Origin of the sequence: Longimicrobium sp., from assembly GCF_036399255.1 — a bacterium.
GTDB lineage: Bacteria > Gemmatimonadota > Gemmatimonadetes > Longimicrobiales > Longimicrobiaceae > Longimicrobium.
Genome location: NZ_DASWNM010000134.1, coordinates 21,803 through 36,649, shown reverse-complemented (window position 1 = coordinate 36,649; position 14,847 = coordinate 21,803). Strand labels below are relative to the sequence as shown.

Genomic DNA, 14,847 nt, shown 5'->3' with positions numbered 1-14,847 from the left:
TTCCCATGGCAGTTGCACAACCCATCGGCGTCCTTGAACCCGACGCGCGGCTTTCGCAGGCGGCGCTGCGGGCCCGTGATCTCGTCGCCGAGGCGGTGCAGCAGGCGCCGGAGCCCCACGAGGGGGCGGGCACGGTGCGCATCGAGCAGGTAGAGCTTTCGCGCCCCCTGGCCGACATGCTCGTCCGAATTCTCGATGACCTGGCGCAGGGGCACACGGTCGCGGTTCACACCATCGCGGACGGGGAGGAAGAAGTGACCACCAGCAAGGCCGCGCGCATCCTGGGCATGTCGCGCCCCACGCTCATCGATCTGCTCGAAAAGGGGCTCATCCCCTACCGCATGGTGGGGACGCACCGGCGCGTGCCCATCGTGGGGCTGCTCGCCTACAAGATGAGCACCCGGCGCGGCGGCGCGGCACCCTCGCGCGCCGAAAAGCTGCGCGCCCTCGAGGAGATGGCCGACTACACGGACCGGCTGGGCCTGGGCTACTGATGCGGGCCGCGGCCGCGGTGCTGGACGCGAACGTCCTGTATCCGTTCCAGCTGCGCAACCTGCTGCTTCACCTGGCGGTGGACGGGCTGTTCGATCCGCTGTGGTCGGAGCAGATCGTGGACGAATGCGTGCGCAACCTGCGCGCGAGCGCCGGGCTTACCGAGGAGCAGTGCGCGCACCTGGTGGGGCAGATGCGCGGCGCGTTTCCGGAAGCCTGGGGCGCGGGGTTCGAGGGTGCGGCGGACGGGCTGGTGCTGCCCGACGAGGGCGACCGCCACGTGGTCGCGCTGGCGGTGCACCAGGAGGCGGACTTCATCGTCACGCGCAACCTGCGGCACTTTCCGGGCGACGTGCTGCGCCCGCGCGGCATCCGGCCGGTGGATCCGGACGAGTTCATCGTGCGCCTGTGGCGACGGAACGGGCCGGCGGTGCTCTGCGCGGCGGAGCGGCACCGGCTGTCGCTTCGCCGCGCACCGCTTTCCGCGCAGGAGTACCTGGAGTCGCTCCGGGTGCACGCAGGCCTGCCTCGAACGGTGCGCCGGCTGGCCATGGCGGGATTCGCGGCGATGATGGCCGCATGAGGAAGCGCCCTCGTCCGCGGGTCCGGACGGGGCGCTTCGGTGCTGCGGGATGGCTGCCGCGGTCAGGCTACGGCGGCGCTTCGGTGTTGCGGGACCGGTGCCGCCGTCAGGCCACGGCGGCGCGGAGGGCGTCGAGCAGCGCGTCCACGTCCGCGGGCTCGCTGTAGGCGCCCGGCGCCACGCGCACGGCGTCGCCGCGGACGGAGACGGTGACGCGGCGCTCGCGCAGCAGCTCCTGCAGGCGCGCGGCGTCCACCGAATCCGGCAGGCGCAGGCCGAACATGTGCCAGCCGCGCCACGCCTCGTCCTCCACGGTGTAGCCCAGCCGCCGCGCCTCGTCCACCGCGTCCGCCATCAGCGCGCGGCAGTAGGCCTGCACGTTCTCCGGGCCCCACCCCAGCAGCATCTCGAGCGCGGCGATCAGCATGGGCATGTAGACGAAGCTGCTGCGGCCGCCCATGTCGAAGCGCGCGGCGCCTGGCTGGTATTCGTCCTCGTAATCCACCAGCCCCGCGAAGTTCTCGCTCCCCCGCCGTCCCAGCCACGTCTCTTCCAGCGGCCGGCCACCGTCCAGGCGCGGGCCGTACCACGCCACGCCCAGTCCGTACGGACCCATCATCGTCTTGTAGGTGGCGCAGATGAGGGCGTCGGGCTGAACGCGCTGCACGTCGAACGGCATCGAGCCCACGGACTGCGTGCCGTCGATGACGAACATCGCCCCCACCTGCCGCACGCGCTCCCCGATCCGCTCCAGGTCGAAGCGCGTCCCGTCCGCCCAGTGCACGTTGCCCAGCGCCACGAGCGCGGTGTCGGCATCGATCGCCTCCAGCAGCCGGTCATTCCACTCCTCGCCGCGGCGCGGGCTTCCCGGCGTGGGGGCCACGGCCCGCAGCTCCGCGCCGGTATCAGCGCAGAGGCTGCGCCAGCTGTAGACGTTGCTGGGGAACTGCGCGTGCGCCACCACCACGTTCTGCCCGCGCCGCAACGCGAGGTTCTTTGCCACGGTCGCGATGCCGTACGACACCGCGGGGATGAACGCGACGCGCGACGGCTCCGGCGCGTTGACCAGCCGCGCGAACAGCGCGCGGGCGCGGTCGGCGTCGGTAAAGAAGTCCACCGGGCGGATGCGGGTGGGATCGCGGCGGCGCAGGAGGGCCGCCATCCCCGCCTCTTCCACCGGGCGCGCGAGCGGGCTGAGGTACGCGGTGTTCAGGTAGTGCTCGCCCTCGGGAAGCGAGAACAGGTGGCGCTGGCTGGTGAGCATGGCCGGAGTCGCGGGCGGATCGATTCGCGTGGACGCAGCAGAGGAGCGTGCCGGACCGCACGCCGCGAGTCGCATTCCATTCCGCTTCGGCCTACGCGCCTCCGCGCATGCCGGCCCTGGCAAAAGAATAGTCTCACTCAGAGGACGCAGAGGCCGCAGAGAAAACCACTCCGCCTCCTCTGCTTCTTTCTGGCGTGAGGCAGGTCTTTTTGTGGATTTGATATCAGGCCTCCTGATGCGCCGCCGCCCCGCCGTTCACGAGGCGTGGAGTGCCAACCTCGCGCCGACGGACCAGCGCCAGAACGGCGGCGCGCGCAGACTGCCGATACCGCCCGCCCAGCTGCACCAGGAACATTCCGATCATCACCGGCAGGCTGTGGGCGAACGCGACACATGCCGCCATCAGCGCCCAGCACGCCACCACGCACCTGCCGCCGGTGATGGCGCCGGCGCGGACACACTCCACATCCCCTCGCCACCCGCGTGTGGCGGGCGTCGTCGGGCGCGGATGCGAGGCGGCATGCCGATTGGATCGGCCGATCTCCCAAAGCCCCGCGACGATCATTACACACACCGCTGCCGTCGGCGACTCCACGCGCGAAGCCGCCAGCCTCCACACGGCATCGATCACCAGCATCGCGAGCATCCAGACGGCCAGGTACGCCGCTACGAACGCGGCGATGGCGCGGTGGCGGCGCCGCCACGGGCTGAAGCGCGCCACGCTCCGCACGTCGGCGATGACGAGGGGGAGCATCATCGCGACGATCATCGCGGCCAGCCCGAACGCGTCCACGCTCGCGCCGTGAGCCGCCCCGTGGCCTGCGTGCGCATGAGGCTGCGGATGCGGCTGCGCGGCGAGGAGCACCCACGCGGCTGCGGCGGCCGGCAGCATCCACCACTCCGGATGGCGGCTGCCGAGCCGGCGGAGCCCGCGGAGCGTACGTGGCATGCGGGAAATGCGCGCGTTCGCCGTTCGTGGAATCAGGTGCGGGTGAGACGAGTGCTCTGCCGCGGGGAGTTCGGGCATGAATGCTCCTCTGCATGAAAGACCGGGGGATGCAGCACGCATCGCGGTGCGTACGGAGTGTAGACGGTCCCCGCGGAGCGATTTTCCCCCTCCTTGACCGCGTGCGATCGAAACCGCGCGGTGGCCCTTCTGGTGTGGGCGGCGGGTAGTGATCGTGTCGGAGCTGGCGCATCGGTCCCGATCCTCCCGCGCCAGCGCTGGCATGCGTTAATCCCAGTCCCCACCAGGCAAGTTGACGAAGCAAACGGCTGCTGCTACCGTTGTGGCGCGGCGGTTTTTCGCGCCCGTCATCCCCATCGAAAACGGAGCACTCCCTTGCTTGCACGAGCCCTTGCCGGCGCGGTGCTCGGCATCGACGCGTACATGGTCACCGTGGAGGCCGACGTGGCCAGCGGCCTTCCCGCGATCTTCACCGTGGGCCTGCCCCAGGGGGCGGTAAAGGAAGGCCGCGAGCGCGTTGTCGCCGCCGTGCAGAACAGCGGGTACCTGGTGCCGCCCAAGCGCATCACCGTGAACCTGGCGCCCGCGGACATCGCGAAATCGGGGAGCGGGTTCGACCTGCCGATCGCGATGGGAATCGTGGCGGCGACGGGGCAGCTGCGCTCCGAGGACCGGCTGGGGCGCTACCTGCTCCTGGGCGAGCTGGCGCTGGACGGCGGGCTGCGGCCCATCCGCGGCGCGCTTCCCATCGCCATCACGGCACGGACGGCGGGGCTCGCGGGCGTGGTGCTGCCGCGCGACAACGTGGCCGAGGCCGCGGTGGTGGAGGGGCTGGAGGTGCGCGCCGCGGACACGCTTCTGGAGGTCATCCGCTTCATCGAAGGCTCGGCGGACCTGCCGCGCGCCACGGCGGACCGCGACGCGCTCTTTCGCACCGCCTGCGAGTACGACGCGGACTTCGCGGACGTAAAGGGGCAGGAGCACGTCAAGCGGGCGCTGGAGGTGGCCGCCGCGGGGTCGCACAACGTGCTGATGGTGGGGCCGCCCGGCTCGGGCAAGACCATGCTGGCGCAGCGGCTTCCCGGCATCCTGCCCCCGCTGACCTTCGAGGAGGCGCTGGAGACGACCAAGATCCACTCGGTCGCCGGGCTGCTGATGGGCGGCAAGTCGCTCATCATCGGCCGGCCGTTCCGGAATCCGCACACCACCATCAGCGACGCCGGGCTCATTGGCGGCGGAAGCAACCCGCGGCCGGGCGAGGTGTCGCTGGCGCACAACGGCGTGCTGTTCCTGGATGAGCTGGCGGAGTTTCGCCGCAACGTGCTGGAGGTGATGCGCCAGCCGCTCGAGGACGGGCGCGTGACGCTGAGCCGCGCCGCCGTCTCGCTGACGTATCCGTCGCGGTTCATGCTGGTCGCGGCCATGAACCCGTGTCCGTGCGGATACCACGGAGACGGGCAGCGCCGGTGCACCTGCAATCCCCTGGCGGTGCAGAAGTACCTGGGGCGCGTGTCGGGTCCGCTGCTGGACCGCATCGACCTGCACGTGGAGGTGCCGGCCGTGCGCTACCGCGACCTGGCCGACACGCGCGCGGGCGAGCCGTCCTCCGCCATTCGCGAGCGGGTGGCACGGGCGCGCGAGATCCAGCGGGCGCGCTTCGAGGGGCGCGCCGACATCCACGCCAACGCGCACATGGCGCCGCGCGACCTCAAGGAGTTCTGCAGCGTCAGCGAGGGAAGCGACGCGCTGCTGCGCACGGCCATCGCGCGGCTGGGGCTGTCCGCGCGCGCCTACCACCGCGTCATCAAGATCGGACGCACCATCGCGGACCTGGAGGGCGGCGGCGACATCACCACCGCGCACGTCAGCGAAGCCATCCAGTACCGCTCGCTGGACCGCGCCTCCGCGGCGCCGGCACCTGTACACGCGTGAAAGAGAGGATCATGGAGCGCAGACGACCACGGGTCGTGATCATCGCCGGGATCAACGGCGCGGGAAAGACGACGGCGGCTCCCCTGCTGTTGCGGGAGTTCGGGATCGACGTCTATCTGGACGCGGATGCGATCGCAAAGCTGCTGGCCGATGACCCGCAGCGCGCGGCGATCGGCGCGGGCCGGCTGATGCACGCGCGGATCGCGGAGCTCCGCTCGGCTCGTGCGGATTTTGCCCTGGAGACCACGCTCTCGGGGCTGTCTCTGCGGCGGACCCTTGAACAGTTGCACGCAGCGGGTTATGAGAGTTACTTGCTGTATCTCTGGCTGCCGAGCGCGCGGCTTGCGGTCAGCCGCGTCAGTGGCCGCGTGCGCACCGGTGGGCACCACATTCCTTCGGAGGATATCCTGCGGCGCTACCTGCGCAGCGTGTACAACTTCGAAGCCGTCTACCGTCACCTCGTGACCGAGTGGAGAGTGTACAATTCGGTCCATGGTGCCTGGGGCACGGGCGGGGACGTCGTCGCACGGGGCGATGACCATGGCGCGGTAGACGTTTACGACGCGGGTGTGTGGCGCGAAATTCAGGCGCAGTCGGCTTTGCGATCGACTGAGGGAGGGACTGATGAGTGAAGAACAGGGCTTCCGGCAGAAGTGGCGTGACGGAAAGGCCATCGACAAGGTGATGGACCTCGCGTTCCATGACGCGGTGCGTCGTCACCGGGCCGCGAACGTGCCCATGGCGATGTGGGAGAATGGTGAGGTTCTGCACATGTCCCCCTTCGACATCCCGCTCCCCGACGATCCGGCGGAGCCGCCGAAGCGCCGCGCGGCGGGCTGAACACCGGAACGCCGCACCGGGACGCCAGATTCGCGTTCGGCCCGCATCTTGAACCGGGGCGCGCGGCTGCGGCGGGCCGAGTGCGTCCGCCGTGCGGGTCCCTGTCGCGCGAGCTCTTGTTGCATCCGCCGTTCCGATCAGGCCGAAGCGTTCGGCGGCTCCGCGTGCACGCCGCGCGGGGCTGACGATGCCGATTCCGCCCCTGCTGGCGCCTCCCCACTCCACGGACGAGCTGCTGCGCACTCTGCAGCAGCGCGAGGAGTGGTTCCGCGCCGTGTTCGAAGGGTCCGCGATGGGGATCGCGGTGGTGGACATGGAAGGGCGCTTCATCGACGCCAACGCGGCGTTCCAGCGCATCATCGGCCGGGGAGCGGACGAGCTGCGGCGCATTCCCTTTCACTCGCTCAACCACCCCGACGACCACGCCCACGAGGCGCTGCAGTTTCGCCGCCTGGTGAGCGGCGAGCTTTCCAGCTACCAGCTCGAGAAGCGCTACCTGCGCCCGGACGGCACCGAGCTGCCGGTGCGGCTGACCACGTCGGTGGTGCGCGACGGCGACGGGCGCCCGCGCTTTGGCGTGATCATGGTGGACGACCTGACCCACCGCACCCGCGCCGAAGAAGAGCGCGAGGCGCTGGAAGAGCGGCTGCGCCACCTGGCCCTGCACGACCCGCTGACGGGACTGCCCAACCGCGTGCTGCTGGCCGAGCGGATGCACGCCGCGCTCGACGGCGGCGACGAGGGAGAGGGATGCGGCACCTGTGCGGTGCTGTTCCTGGACCTGGACCGCTTCAAGAACGTCAACGACTCGCTGGGCCACGGCGTGGGCGACGAGCTGCTGCGGCAGGTGGCGCTGCGGCTGGCCGCCTGCGCGCGCCCCGGCGACACGGTGGCGCGCTTTGGCGGCGACGAGTTCATCATCCTGCTGCGCGGCGCCGGGCGCGAGCAGGCGCTGCAGGTGGCGGCGCAGGTGCGCGAGGTGCTGGCCGCGCCGCTGGAGCTGGGCAGCTACCGCACGTACACCACCGCCACGGTGGGCATCGCGGTGGCCGACGGCACGGCGATCTCGTCCGACGAGCTGCTGCGCAACGCCGACATGGCGATGTACTACGCCAAGGCCGGTGGGGGCACGCGCTGCGCCGTCTTCGACCGCTCCATGCACCGCGCCGTGCTGGAGCGGCTGGGGCTGGAGACGGACCTGCGGGCGGCGCTCTCGCGCGGCGAGCTGCGGCTGTTCTTTCAGCCCATCGTGTCGCTGGAGAACGGTGCCGTGGTCGCGGCGGAGGCGCTGGCGCGGTGGGAGCACCCGGTACACGGCCGCGTTCCGCCGGACCGCTTCATCACCCTGGCCGAAGACACGGGGCTCATCGCGTCGCTGGGCGCGTGGGTGCTCAACGAGGCGGCGCGGCAGCTGGCCGAGTGGCGCGCCACGCTGGCCGGCGCGGCGGCGCTGGAAGTGAGCGTGAACCTTTCACCCCGGCAGCTGAAGGAGCCGGGGCTGGTTGAGGCGGTGGCCGCCACGCTGGGCGAGCACGGCCTTCCCGCCGCGGCGCTCAAGCTGGAGCTGACGGAAAGCTCGCTGGTGGAGGATTCCGCCGCGGCGGCCGGGGTGCTGCGCGCGCTGAAGAAGCGCGAGGTGCAGGTGTACCTGGACGACTTCGGCACGGGGTACAGCAGCCTGAGCACGCTGCACCGGCTTCCCCTGGACGCGCTGAAGATCGACCGCTCGTTCGTGGCGGGGATGGACGGCGGCACCACCGGCGCGCACAAGGGCGCCGAGATCGTGCGCACCATCGTGTCGCTGGCCCGCAGCCTGGGCGTGCGCGTGGTGGGCGAGGGGGTGGAGACCAGCGAGCAGCTGGCCGCCCTGCGCGCCCTGGGGTGCGACTTTGCGCAGGGCTACCTGATCTCGCCGCCCCTGCCGCCGGACGAGTTCGCGGCGGCCTTCCTGGGCGCACCGGCGGTTCCGTGAGCCGATGTGAGCTACTGCGGCGGTCAAGGTAGAGTTCCGCGGCCGTGTTGAACCTCTGCGGGTGCAACAAGCCGCAATCCACCGATCGCGCCGGACCCCTCATGTCGACGCCTTTCATGTTTTCGACGCCGCATTCCGGAGAATCTCTCGTCGAAGAGTACCCGATCGAGAAGTGGATCATATGGGCGGGAGCCGGAATCTCCCGCGACCCGCCCGCGGCCCTGCCACTCGGCTTTCCGCTGACTGATTTCGCGCTCGAAGAGACATGCGGCACCGAAGTCCGCGAAAAGCTTCTCGCGGTGTGGAAGCAGGCGAATGAAATCTGCTCGGAACCCGATTGGGCGGAACCGTTTTCGTGGCGACCGCGGCTGGAAAGCGTTCTCGGCGGGCTCGCCGAACTGGAGCGTGACGCGGTAGAGCCCGCCCTGGCGTTCATGCCCGGCTTCACCTCCTTCGCGGAGGCGCCGCCGAACGCTAACCACGTCGCCCTTGCTTCGCTCGTGCTCCGGGGCGCGGCCTTGTTTACCTCAAACTTCGATCTCTGCATCGAGGAGGCCGTCCGGCGGCTGACGGGGCGTACGGAGCCGTTTGCCGTCTACTCGGCGGGTTCCGTGGTCCGGTTCCGTCTGAGTCCGGAGTTCGGGGCAGGGGAGATCGTGCACTTTCACGGGGTGGCGAACGACCCGGAGTACCTGGGCGCGACACTCTCACGCATCAAAGAAGGACTTCCCAGGCCGTTTCAGCCACTGGAGGAACGCCTCGAATCGGGCGGGCTGCTGTTGATGGTGGGGTACAGCGTGAGCGATTCCTTTGATGTAACACCGTACTTCAGGGAGCAACCGCCGCGTGCGTGGCCGGCATCCGCACTGGTATTCGTGCAGCACGATGGCGCAGCTGCCCCGGCCAGCCTCTCCGCGCTACGGACGGCGTTCGGCAGATCGGCGCTACTGCCGGCGAACACGGGAAAGCTGATTGCCCGTCTTGCGGGGATCGCTTCGCCGGGGCACAGCCTACCGGATTTCGACTGGGCCGCGGCGTTCCGCCGCCGGCTGGCGGCCGCGGCGCTGGAAGGGCAGAGAGCCGTGCGGACCTGCGCCGTGGCAAACGCGCTCGGCCTGAACGTGGACGTGCTCGACCCCCATGCCTATGCGCGTGCCGAAGCGAGCAATCCCGGGTTCGATCCACGACGCTACCATCATCTGCTGGCGATCGCGGGGCGTGAGCGCGGTGCGCCGGCCAAGGAGATTGAGCACCACCGGCTCGGTGGGGGAGCCGAGAGTGAGACGCTCGGCTCCGCATACGCGCGGGGGCGGCTGCTGAGCGCTCGCGCCCGGGCGATGAGCCCCGCCGAGATCCTGCGGGTGGCGCGCGACGCCAAGGAGTTGACGTGGGAGCCGTACACGTCGATGTCCACACATGGGCGGGTGCTGCTCGCCCCGTATCTGGCGCTTCCCTGGAAGCCACCCCGACGTACCGCTGAAGTCGATTTGATAGAGCAGTTGGTGCGGGTTGCGGAAGCGCTGGGCCGGCGTCCGTTGCGGGGCGTGCTCTTCGTGCGGCAGGTCGCAACGGCCTGGCGTTTCCGGTTGCTGCTGAACGCACTGCTCCGCGGCGCACCTGATCCAGGGCTGGAACGGGAGATTCTCGGCCTCTACGCGGAACTCGCCGATCTCGCAGGCTTCGTCAGCAGCTACCGGGATTTCGCCATCGTCCGCGTGCTGCGGGCTCGATACGTGGACCATGTCGATCGGCAGGCCTTGCTGCGCGAGGCGGATGCCTTCATCCGCCGGTCGGCGGCGCTCGCCCGCGTTGTTGGGGATGCAAGCGGTCGGCGCCGTGCGCGCAGGGTCCGTGCGTACCTCGGCGCGGTGCGGCTTTTCTGGTCGTGCAACGTCGGGAAAGCGGCGCCGCCAATCAAGGGGTGATGAGCTTGGCGGTACGGGCGATGATGCGGACCCGTGTGACCGGAAAGCGCGGCCCGATCCGCATCGGCCCGCATCTTGAACGGCGGAACCGTGCGGGGGACCGACTGCGTCCACCGCACGCGTACCCTGTCTCGTGGATTCCGTGGTGTCCAGCCCTTCCCGTCTGCAGCAGATCTTCAGCCGCCTGCTGGCTCAGCGGCGTACGGACCACCGCCCCGGCGCCGCGCCCGGCCGGCGCGCGGCGGACTACGAGCCCATCCGCGGCTGGCGCCCGTCGCTGATCATCGCGCTGGGGATCGCGCTCCTGGACTGGGGCATCAAGGCCGCGATCATCGCCTCCATGCCCATCGGCCACTTTCGCCCGGTGATCGACGGCGCCGTGGCGCTGTGGCACGTGCGCAACCCGGCGATGATCCTGGGGCTGTGGGCCAACTTTCCCCTGGGCGGCCGCAAGGTGCTGGCGGCCGTCGCCGCCGTTCTGGGGCTGCTGGTGCTGCTGCAGATCGTTGGGCGCGCGCACCGGCTGCCCGGCAACCAGCGGCGCTGGGCGTGGGTGTTCGTGGGCTTCGTGCTCGGCGGGATGATGGGCAACCTGGGCGAGCGGCTGATCCACTGGGGCGTCACGGATTACCTGTCCATCCGCTACGGCGACTACTGGCTGCCGCCCGGCAACGTGGCCGACATCGCGCTGTTCCTCTCCATCCCGCTCGCCATTCCGGTGATCGTGTTCGAGATGATGGGCCGGGCCCGCCGCGGCCGCGCACGGCCCATGCACCCCTCCGGGCCGGAGCCGCGCGCGGTCTGATCCGCACCCGGGGACGGCTGGCGGGGTACGGGAGGGCGCGCCTATCTTGGGCGCGCCCTTTTTCTTGTCTTTCAGCAGCAGACGTGATGGTTCCCGATACCAAGCGCCAGCACCTGGTCCGCGTTCTCCGCGAGTGCGGCTCCGTCGTCGTTGGCTACAGCGGCGGGGTGGATTCCGTCTTCCTGGCGCGCGTCGCGGTGGAGGCGCTGGGTGCGGAAAACGTGCTGGCGGTGACGGGAAAGAGCGACAGCATCGCCTCGTGGATGGAGGACACGGCGCGCGAGGTGGCGCAGCGCTTCGGCATTCCCTGGCTGGAGCTGGAGACGCACGAGATCGACGACCCGCGCTACGCCGCCAACCCCAGCAACCGCTGCTACTTCTGCAAGAGCGAGCTGTGGACGCGGCTGGCGGACGTGGCACGCGAGCAGGGCTTCGGGGCGGTGCTGGACGGCAGCAACGCCGACGACGTGGGCGACCATCGGCCGGGCGCGGTCGCCGCGACGGAGAACGCCGTCCGCTCGCCGCTGCTGGAGGCGGGGCTGACGAAAGACGAGATCCGCGAATGGTCGCGCGAGCTGGGGCTGCCCACCTGGGACCAGCCCGCGGCGCCCTGCCTGGCCAGCCGCATCCCCTACGGCATCGCCGTCACGCCACAGCGGCTGCGGCAGATCGAGACCGCCGAGCTGGGGTTGCGGGCGCTGGGCTTTCGTGACTTCCGCGTGCGGCACCACGACGGCCTGGCGCGGCTGGAGGTGCATCCCGCGGAGATCGCCCGCATGGCGGACCATCGGGCCAAGATCGCGGAGGCGGTGCGGGCGGCGGGGTTCCGGCGTGTGCTCATCGACCTGCAGGGCTACCGCCGCGGCTCGCTGAACGAGGGGCTGGCGGGCGCGCAGCTGGTACAGCTGGGAGCGTTTGGTGAACGGGTGAACGGGTGAACGGGATGGCGGCGGACGATCCGCGGATCGCGCAGGCGGAGCGCGTGCTGGCCGGGCACGGCGTGGCGGCGGACGTGTCGGTCGAGGGGCACGAGCGCGAGATCGCGGCCCTGCGCGTGGCGGGGGACGCGTGGGCGCGGATGCTGGGCGACGAGGGCGCGGCGATCGCGGCGGAGGTCAAGGCGCTCGGCTTTCGCTACGTCGCCCTCGACCTCGCCGCACAGGATGACGACGGCAGCGCCGGCTGATCGGTGACGGACGACGTCGTCTACCTGGACTACGCGGCGACCTCCGCGCTTCGCCCCGAGGCGGTGACGGAGGCGGTCGTGCGCTACCTGCGCGACGTGGGCGCCACCCCCGGCCGCGCGGGGCACCGGCGCGCGGTGGAGGCGGGGCGCATCGTCCTGCGCTGCCGGCGCGCGCTCGCGGCGCTCTTCAACATCCCCGGCGACCCCGGCCGCGTTACCCTGCACCTGAACGCCACGCACGCGCTGAACGCGGCCCTCTTCGGGCTGCTGAGGCCCGGGGACCGTGTCGTGCGCACGGAATACGACCACAACGCCGTCCGCCGTCCCGTGCTGGCGCTCAGCCAGCGCGGCGTGCAGGCCGTGGTCATCGAGGGCGATGCGCACGGCGGCATCAGCATGTTCGAGGTGGAGCATGCCCTGAAGGGTGCGCGGCTGCTGGTGATCCCCCACGCCAACAACGTCATCGGAAACGTGCTGCCGGTGGCGGACCTTGCGGAGCGGGCGCACGCGGCCGGCGCGCTGGTGCTGGTGGATGCCGCGCAGTCCGCCGGGCACCTGCCGGTCGACGTTCAGCGGATGGGGATCGACCTCCTGGCGTTCACCGGCCACAAGGGGCTGCTGGGGCCGCAGGGGACGGGGGGATTGTGGATCCGGGAGGGCATCGAGCTGCCGCCGACGTACTTCGGGGGGACGGGGGGGGATTCGGATTCGCCGGACATGCCCGCGCTGCTGCCGGACCGGCTGGAGGCGGGGTCGATGAACGGCCCCGGGATCGCCGGGCTGCTCGCGGGGGTGGAGTGGCTGCTGGAGCGGGGGATGGATGCCGTCGCGCGGCACGAGTACGGGCTGCGGACGCGCCTGTGGAACGCGCTGGACGAGATTCCCGGCGTTCGCATGCACTCGCCGGCGGGGCTGGACCTCGCCGGGATCGTGACCATCACCATCGACGGGATCGATTCGTCCGAAGCGGCGCTGCGGCTGGACCGCGAGTTCGGGGTGCTGGTGCGCGCGGGGCAGCACTGCGCGCCGGAGTCGCACGAGATCCTGGGCACCGGCGCGACCGGAGCCCTGCGCTTCTCCATCGGCTGGGCGACGACGGACGCGGAGATCGGCCGCGCGGCGGCGGCGGTGCGCCACCTCGCGGAAACAAAAGCCGGCGCGCGCGGGTAGCCTGAACGCGACCGTCCACCGGGCGAGACAGGGAAAGCGGATGCGGATCAGGCGGAATCAACCTGCCGCATCAGGACGTCGCATCGGGGCGGGGATGATGTGGTCGCGGATTGGATCGCCGGATCGCGGCGTCCGCGCCAGGAGCGAATGAATTCGCCGCTGGAAAATCGCAAAGTCCGCCTTCGCGCCGCCTTCGCGGACTGTAGCGGCGGGTGTCGGGCGGATTGGAAGGGTGCGGAGGCGGCCGCCATGGTTGCGGACGCGCAGGTGCGTGGGATGCCGCACACGGCCGGGCCGCCGAGTCCACACCAGGAGCGAATGAATTCGCCGCTGGAAAATCGCAAAGTCCGCCTTCGCGGACTGTAGCGGCGGGTGTCGGGCGGATTGGAAGGGTGCGGAGTCGGCCGACACGGTTGCGGACGCGCAGGTGCGTGGGATGCCGCACACAGCCGGGCCGCCGAGTCCACGCCAGGTGGACTTTGTGCAGTTGCAGTGGCGAATTCATTCGCTCCCGCGGGCGGACTGCAGGGCGCCTGTTTCGTTCGAAGGCATTGCGATCTGCGCACGAAGATCGAGCAAGAAATCTGAAGGGATAAAGACGATGGCGCGGAGAGGCGTGGTGGGGAAGCTGCTGTTGCTCGTGCTGCTGGCGGTGCTGGCCGGCGGCGCGTGGATGTTCCGCGGGTTCATCCCCGGACCCTGGCAGCGCGAAACGGTGATCACCGAGGTGTCCGAGGCGGGCGCCGTGGCGGCCGACGCCAAGCTGAAGCGGCTGCGCGAGGAGGGCGACACGGTGCGGCTGAGCGGCGCGGAGTTCACCAGCTACGTGCGCTACCGCATGGCCAACCGCTTCGCCACGGGCGACCTGGAGCTGCCCACCGTCAACTTCGAGGGGCAGACGGTCAAGGTGGCGGGACGGCTGCCCAAGGACCGCATTCCCCCGGCGCAGCTGCGGCAGCTGGGCGCGGGCGCGGACTTCATTCCCGACACGGCGGACATCGGGGTGGATGGAAGTCTGCGGATGCTGGCTCCCGGCCGCGGCGCGCTGAAGGTCCAGTCCGCCTCGTTCGCCCGGTTCCCCATCCCCCGCGAGCGCTACCTCCCCATCCTGGACCGCATCGGCGGGATGGACGAGCCGGGGCTGGAGCGCGATGAGGTGGCCTTTCAGCTGCCTCCCGGCGTCGGCGCGGCGCGCGTGGAGAACGGGATGCTGGTCCTGGCGCCGGGCGAGCAGCGGTAGGAAGCCCGGAGCCCAGCCCAGCGGGAGCGAATGAATTCGCCGCTGGAAGTTCGCGAAGTCCGCCTGCGCGGACTGTGGCCGCGAGTGCTGCGCGCTACGGCGGGCGCGGAAGAGGCCGACGGTAGATTCCTCAGTCGCGCGCTGGGCCCACGGCAAGGGAGAGGCTTGTGTGGCGCTCCTTCGGAATGACATCCGGTCGGTTGGCCACGCGCCCGGTTGCGGACGCGCAGGTGCGTGGGATGCCGCACGCCGACCGGCCGCCGAGTCCGCGAAGGCGGACTTTGCGCCTTTCCCGCGGCGAATTCATTCGCTCCCGCGGGGCGGATTTCCAAAATCGAATCCGCGACCTGCCGGAGCGTGATCGAATTCTCCTCCTCTCCGCGAGGAACGAGGGGGGGGAGGGGCCGGGGGAGGGGACCCCAAGGGACGCAGTTCGATCCTCCACATCGCAGTCGAATCCGTCTACACTCC

14 protein-coding genes are annotated in these 14,847 nt (G+C 70.6%); 12 read left to right on the top strand and 2 right to left on the bottom strand.

Going from position 1 to position 14,847, the window contains the following annotated elements; all coding sequences use genetic code 11:
• Nucleotides 1–5 precede the first annotated feature (5 nt).
• Both VGC13_RS23995 and VGC13_RS23990 read left to right on the top strand, forming a co-directional pair.
• A complete protein-coding gene (locus VGC13_RS23995; protein WP_331127840.1) occupies nucleotides 6–494 on the top strand; it encodes a helix-turn-helix domain-containing protein in 489 nt (162 codons plus the stop codon).
• Nucleotides 494–1,075, top strand: coding sequence for a PIN domain-containing protein (locus tag VGC13_RS23990; RefSeq protein ID WP_331127839.1), 582 nt, complete (start codon nucleotides 494–496; stop codon nucleotides 1,073–1,075). The genes VGC13_RS23995 and VGC13_RS23990 overlap by 1 nt, the downstream gene beginning before the upstream one ends.
• 106 nt (nucleotides 1,076–1,181) lie before the next feature.
• On the opposite strand, the gene VGC13_RS23985 is transcribed toward VGC13_RS23990, so the two are convergent.
• Complete coding sequence (locus tag VGC13_RS23985) at nucleotides 1,182–2,339, bottom strand: aminotransferase class V-fold PLP-dependent enzyme (RefSeq protein WP_331127838.1); 1,158 nt, start codon at nucleotides 2,337–2,339, stop codon at nucleotides 1,182–1,184.
• Nucleotides 2,340–2,562: 223 nt separating this feature from the next.
• Nucleotides 2,563–3,231 (bottom strand): DUF2182 domain-containing protein, encoded by a 669-nt coding sequence (locus VGC13_RS23980; protein ID WP_331127837.1) that lies wholly within the window; start codon nucleotides 3,229–3,231, stop codon nucleotides 2,563–2,565.
• A 450-nt stretch (nucleotides 3,232–3,681) separates the two neighbouring features.
• Between VGC13_RS23980 and VGC13_RS23975 the strand changes: the two genes are divergently transcribed.
• The 10 genes from VGC13_RS23975 (at nucleotide 3,682) to VGC13_RS23930 (ending at nucleotide 14,376) form a co-directional block, all read left to right on the top strand.
• On the top strand, nucleotides 3,682–5,238 hold the full coding sequence (locus VGC13_RS23975; protein ID WP_331127836.1) for a YifB family Mg chelatase-like AAA ATPase: 1,557 nt from the start codon (nucleotides 3,682–3,684) through the stop codon (nucleotides 5,236–5,238).
• Between the two features lie 35 nt (nucleotides 5,239–5,273).
• A complete protein-coding gene (locus VGC13_RS23970; protein ID WP_331127835.1) occupies nucleotides 5,274–5,870 on the top strand; it encodes a zeta toxin family protein in 597 nt (198 codons plus the stop codon).
• On the top strand, nucleotides 5,863–6,078 hold the full coding sequence (locus tag VGC13_RS23965; RefSeq protein WP_331127834.1) for a hypothetical protein: 216 nt from the start codon (nucleotides 5,863–5,865) through the stop codon (nucleotides 6,076–6,078). The genes VGC13_RS23970 and VGC13_RS23965 overlap by 8 nt, the downstream gene beginning before the upstream one ends.
• A 187-nt stretch (nucleotides 6,079–6,265) precedes the next feature.
• Nucleotides 6,266–8,050, top strand: a complete 1,785-nt coding sequence (locus VGC13_RS23960) for a putative bifunctional diguanylate cyclase/phosphodiesterase (protein ID WP_331127833.1) — start codon at nucleotides 6,266–6,268, stop codon at nucleotides 8,048–8,050.
• 101 nt (nucleotides 8,051–8,151) lie between these two features.
• Complete coding sequence (locus VGC13_RS23955; RefSeq protein ID WP_331127832.1) at nucleotides 8,152–9,975, top strand: SIR2 family protein; 1,824 nt, start codon at nucleotides 8,152–8,154, stop codon at nucleotides 9,973–9,975.
• 145 nt (nucleotides 9,976–10,120) lie between these two features.
• Complete coding sequence (locus VGC13_RS23950; RefSeq protein ID WP_331127831.1) at nucleotides 10,121–10,780, top strand: signal peptidase II; 660 nt, start codon at nucleotides 10,121–10,123, stop codon at nucleotides 10,778–10,780.
• A gap of 86 nt (nucleotides 10,781–10,866) precedes the next feature.
• A complete protein-coding gene (gene larE, locus VGC13_RS23945; RefSeq protein ID WP_331127830.1) occupies nucleotides 10,867–11,718 on the top strand; it encodes an ATP-dependent sacrificial sulfur transferase LarE in 852 nt (283 codons plus the stop codon).
• On the top strand, nucleotides 11,715–11,966 hold the full coding sequence (locus VGC13_RS23940; RefSeq protein WP_331127829.1) for a hypothetical protein: 252 nt from the start codon (nucleotides 11,715–11,717) through the stop codon (nucleotides 11,964–11,966). The genes larE and VGC13_RS23940 overlap by 4 nt, the downstream gene beginning before the upstream one ends.
• Before the next feature lie 3 nt (nucleotides 11,967–11,969).
• On the top strand, nucleotides 11,970–13,136 hold the full coding sequence (locus tag VGC13_RS23935) for an aminotransferase class V-fold PLP-dependent enzyme (protein WP_331127828.1): 1,167 nt from the start codon (nucleotides 11,970–11,972) through the stop codon (nucleotides 13,134–13,136).
• Between the two features lie 601 nt (nucleotides 13,137–13,737).
• A complete protein-coding gene (locus VGC13_RS23930) occupies nucleotides 13,738–14,376 on the top strand; it encodes a hypothetical protein (protein WP_331127827.1) in 639 nt (212 codons plus the stop codon).
• The last annotated feature ends 471 nt before the right edge of the window (nucleotides 14,377–14,847 follow it).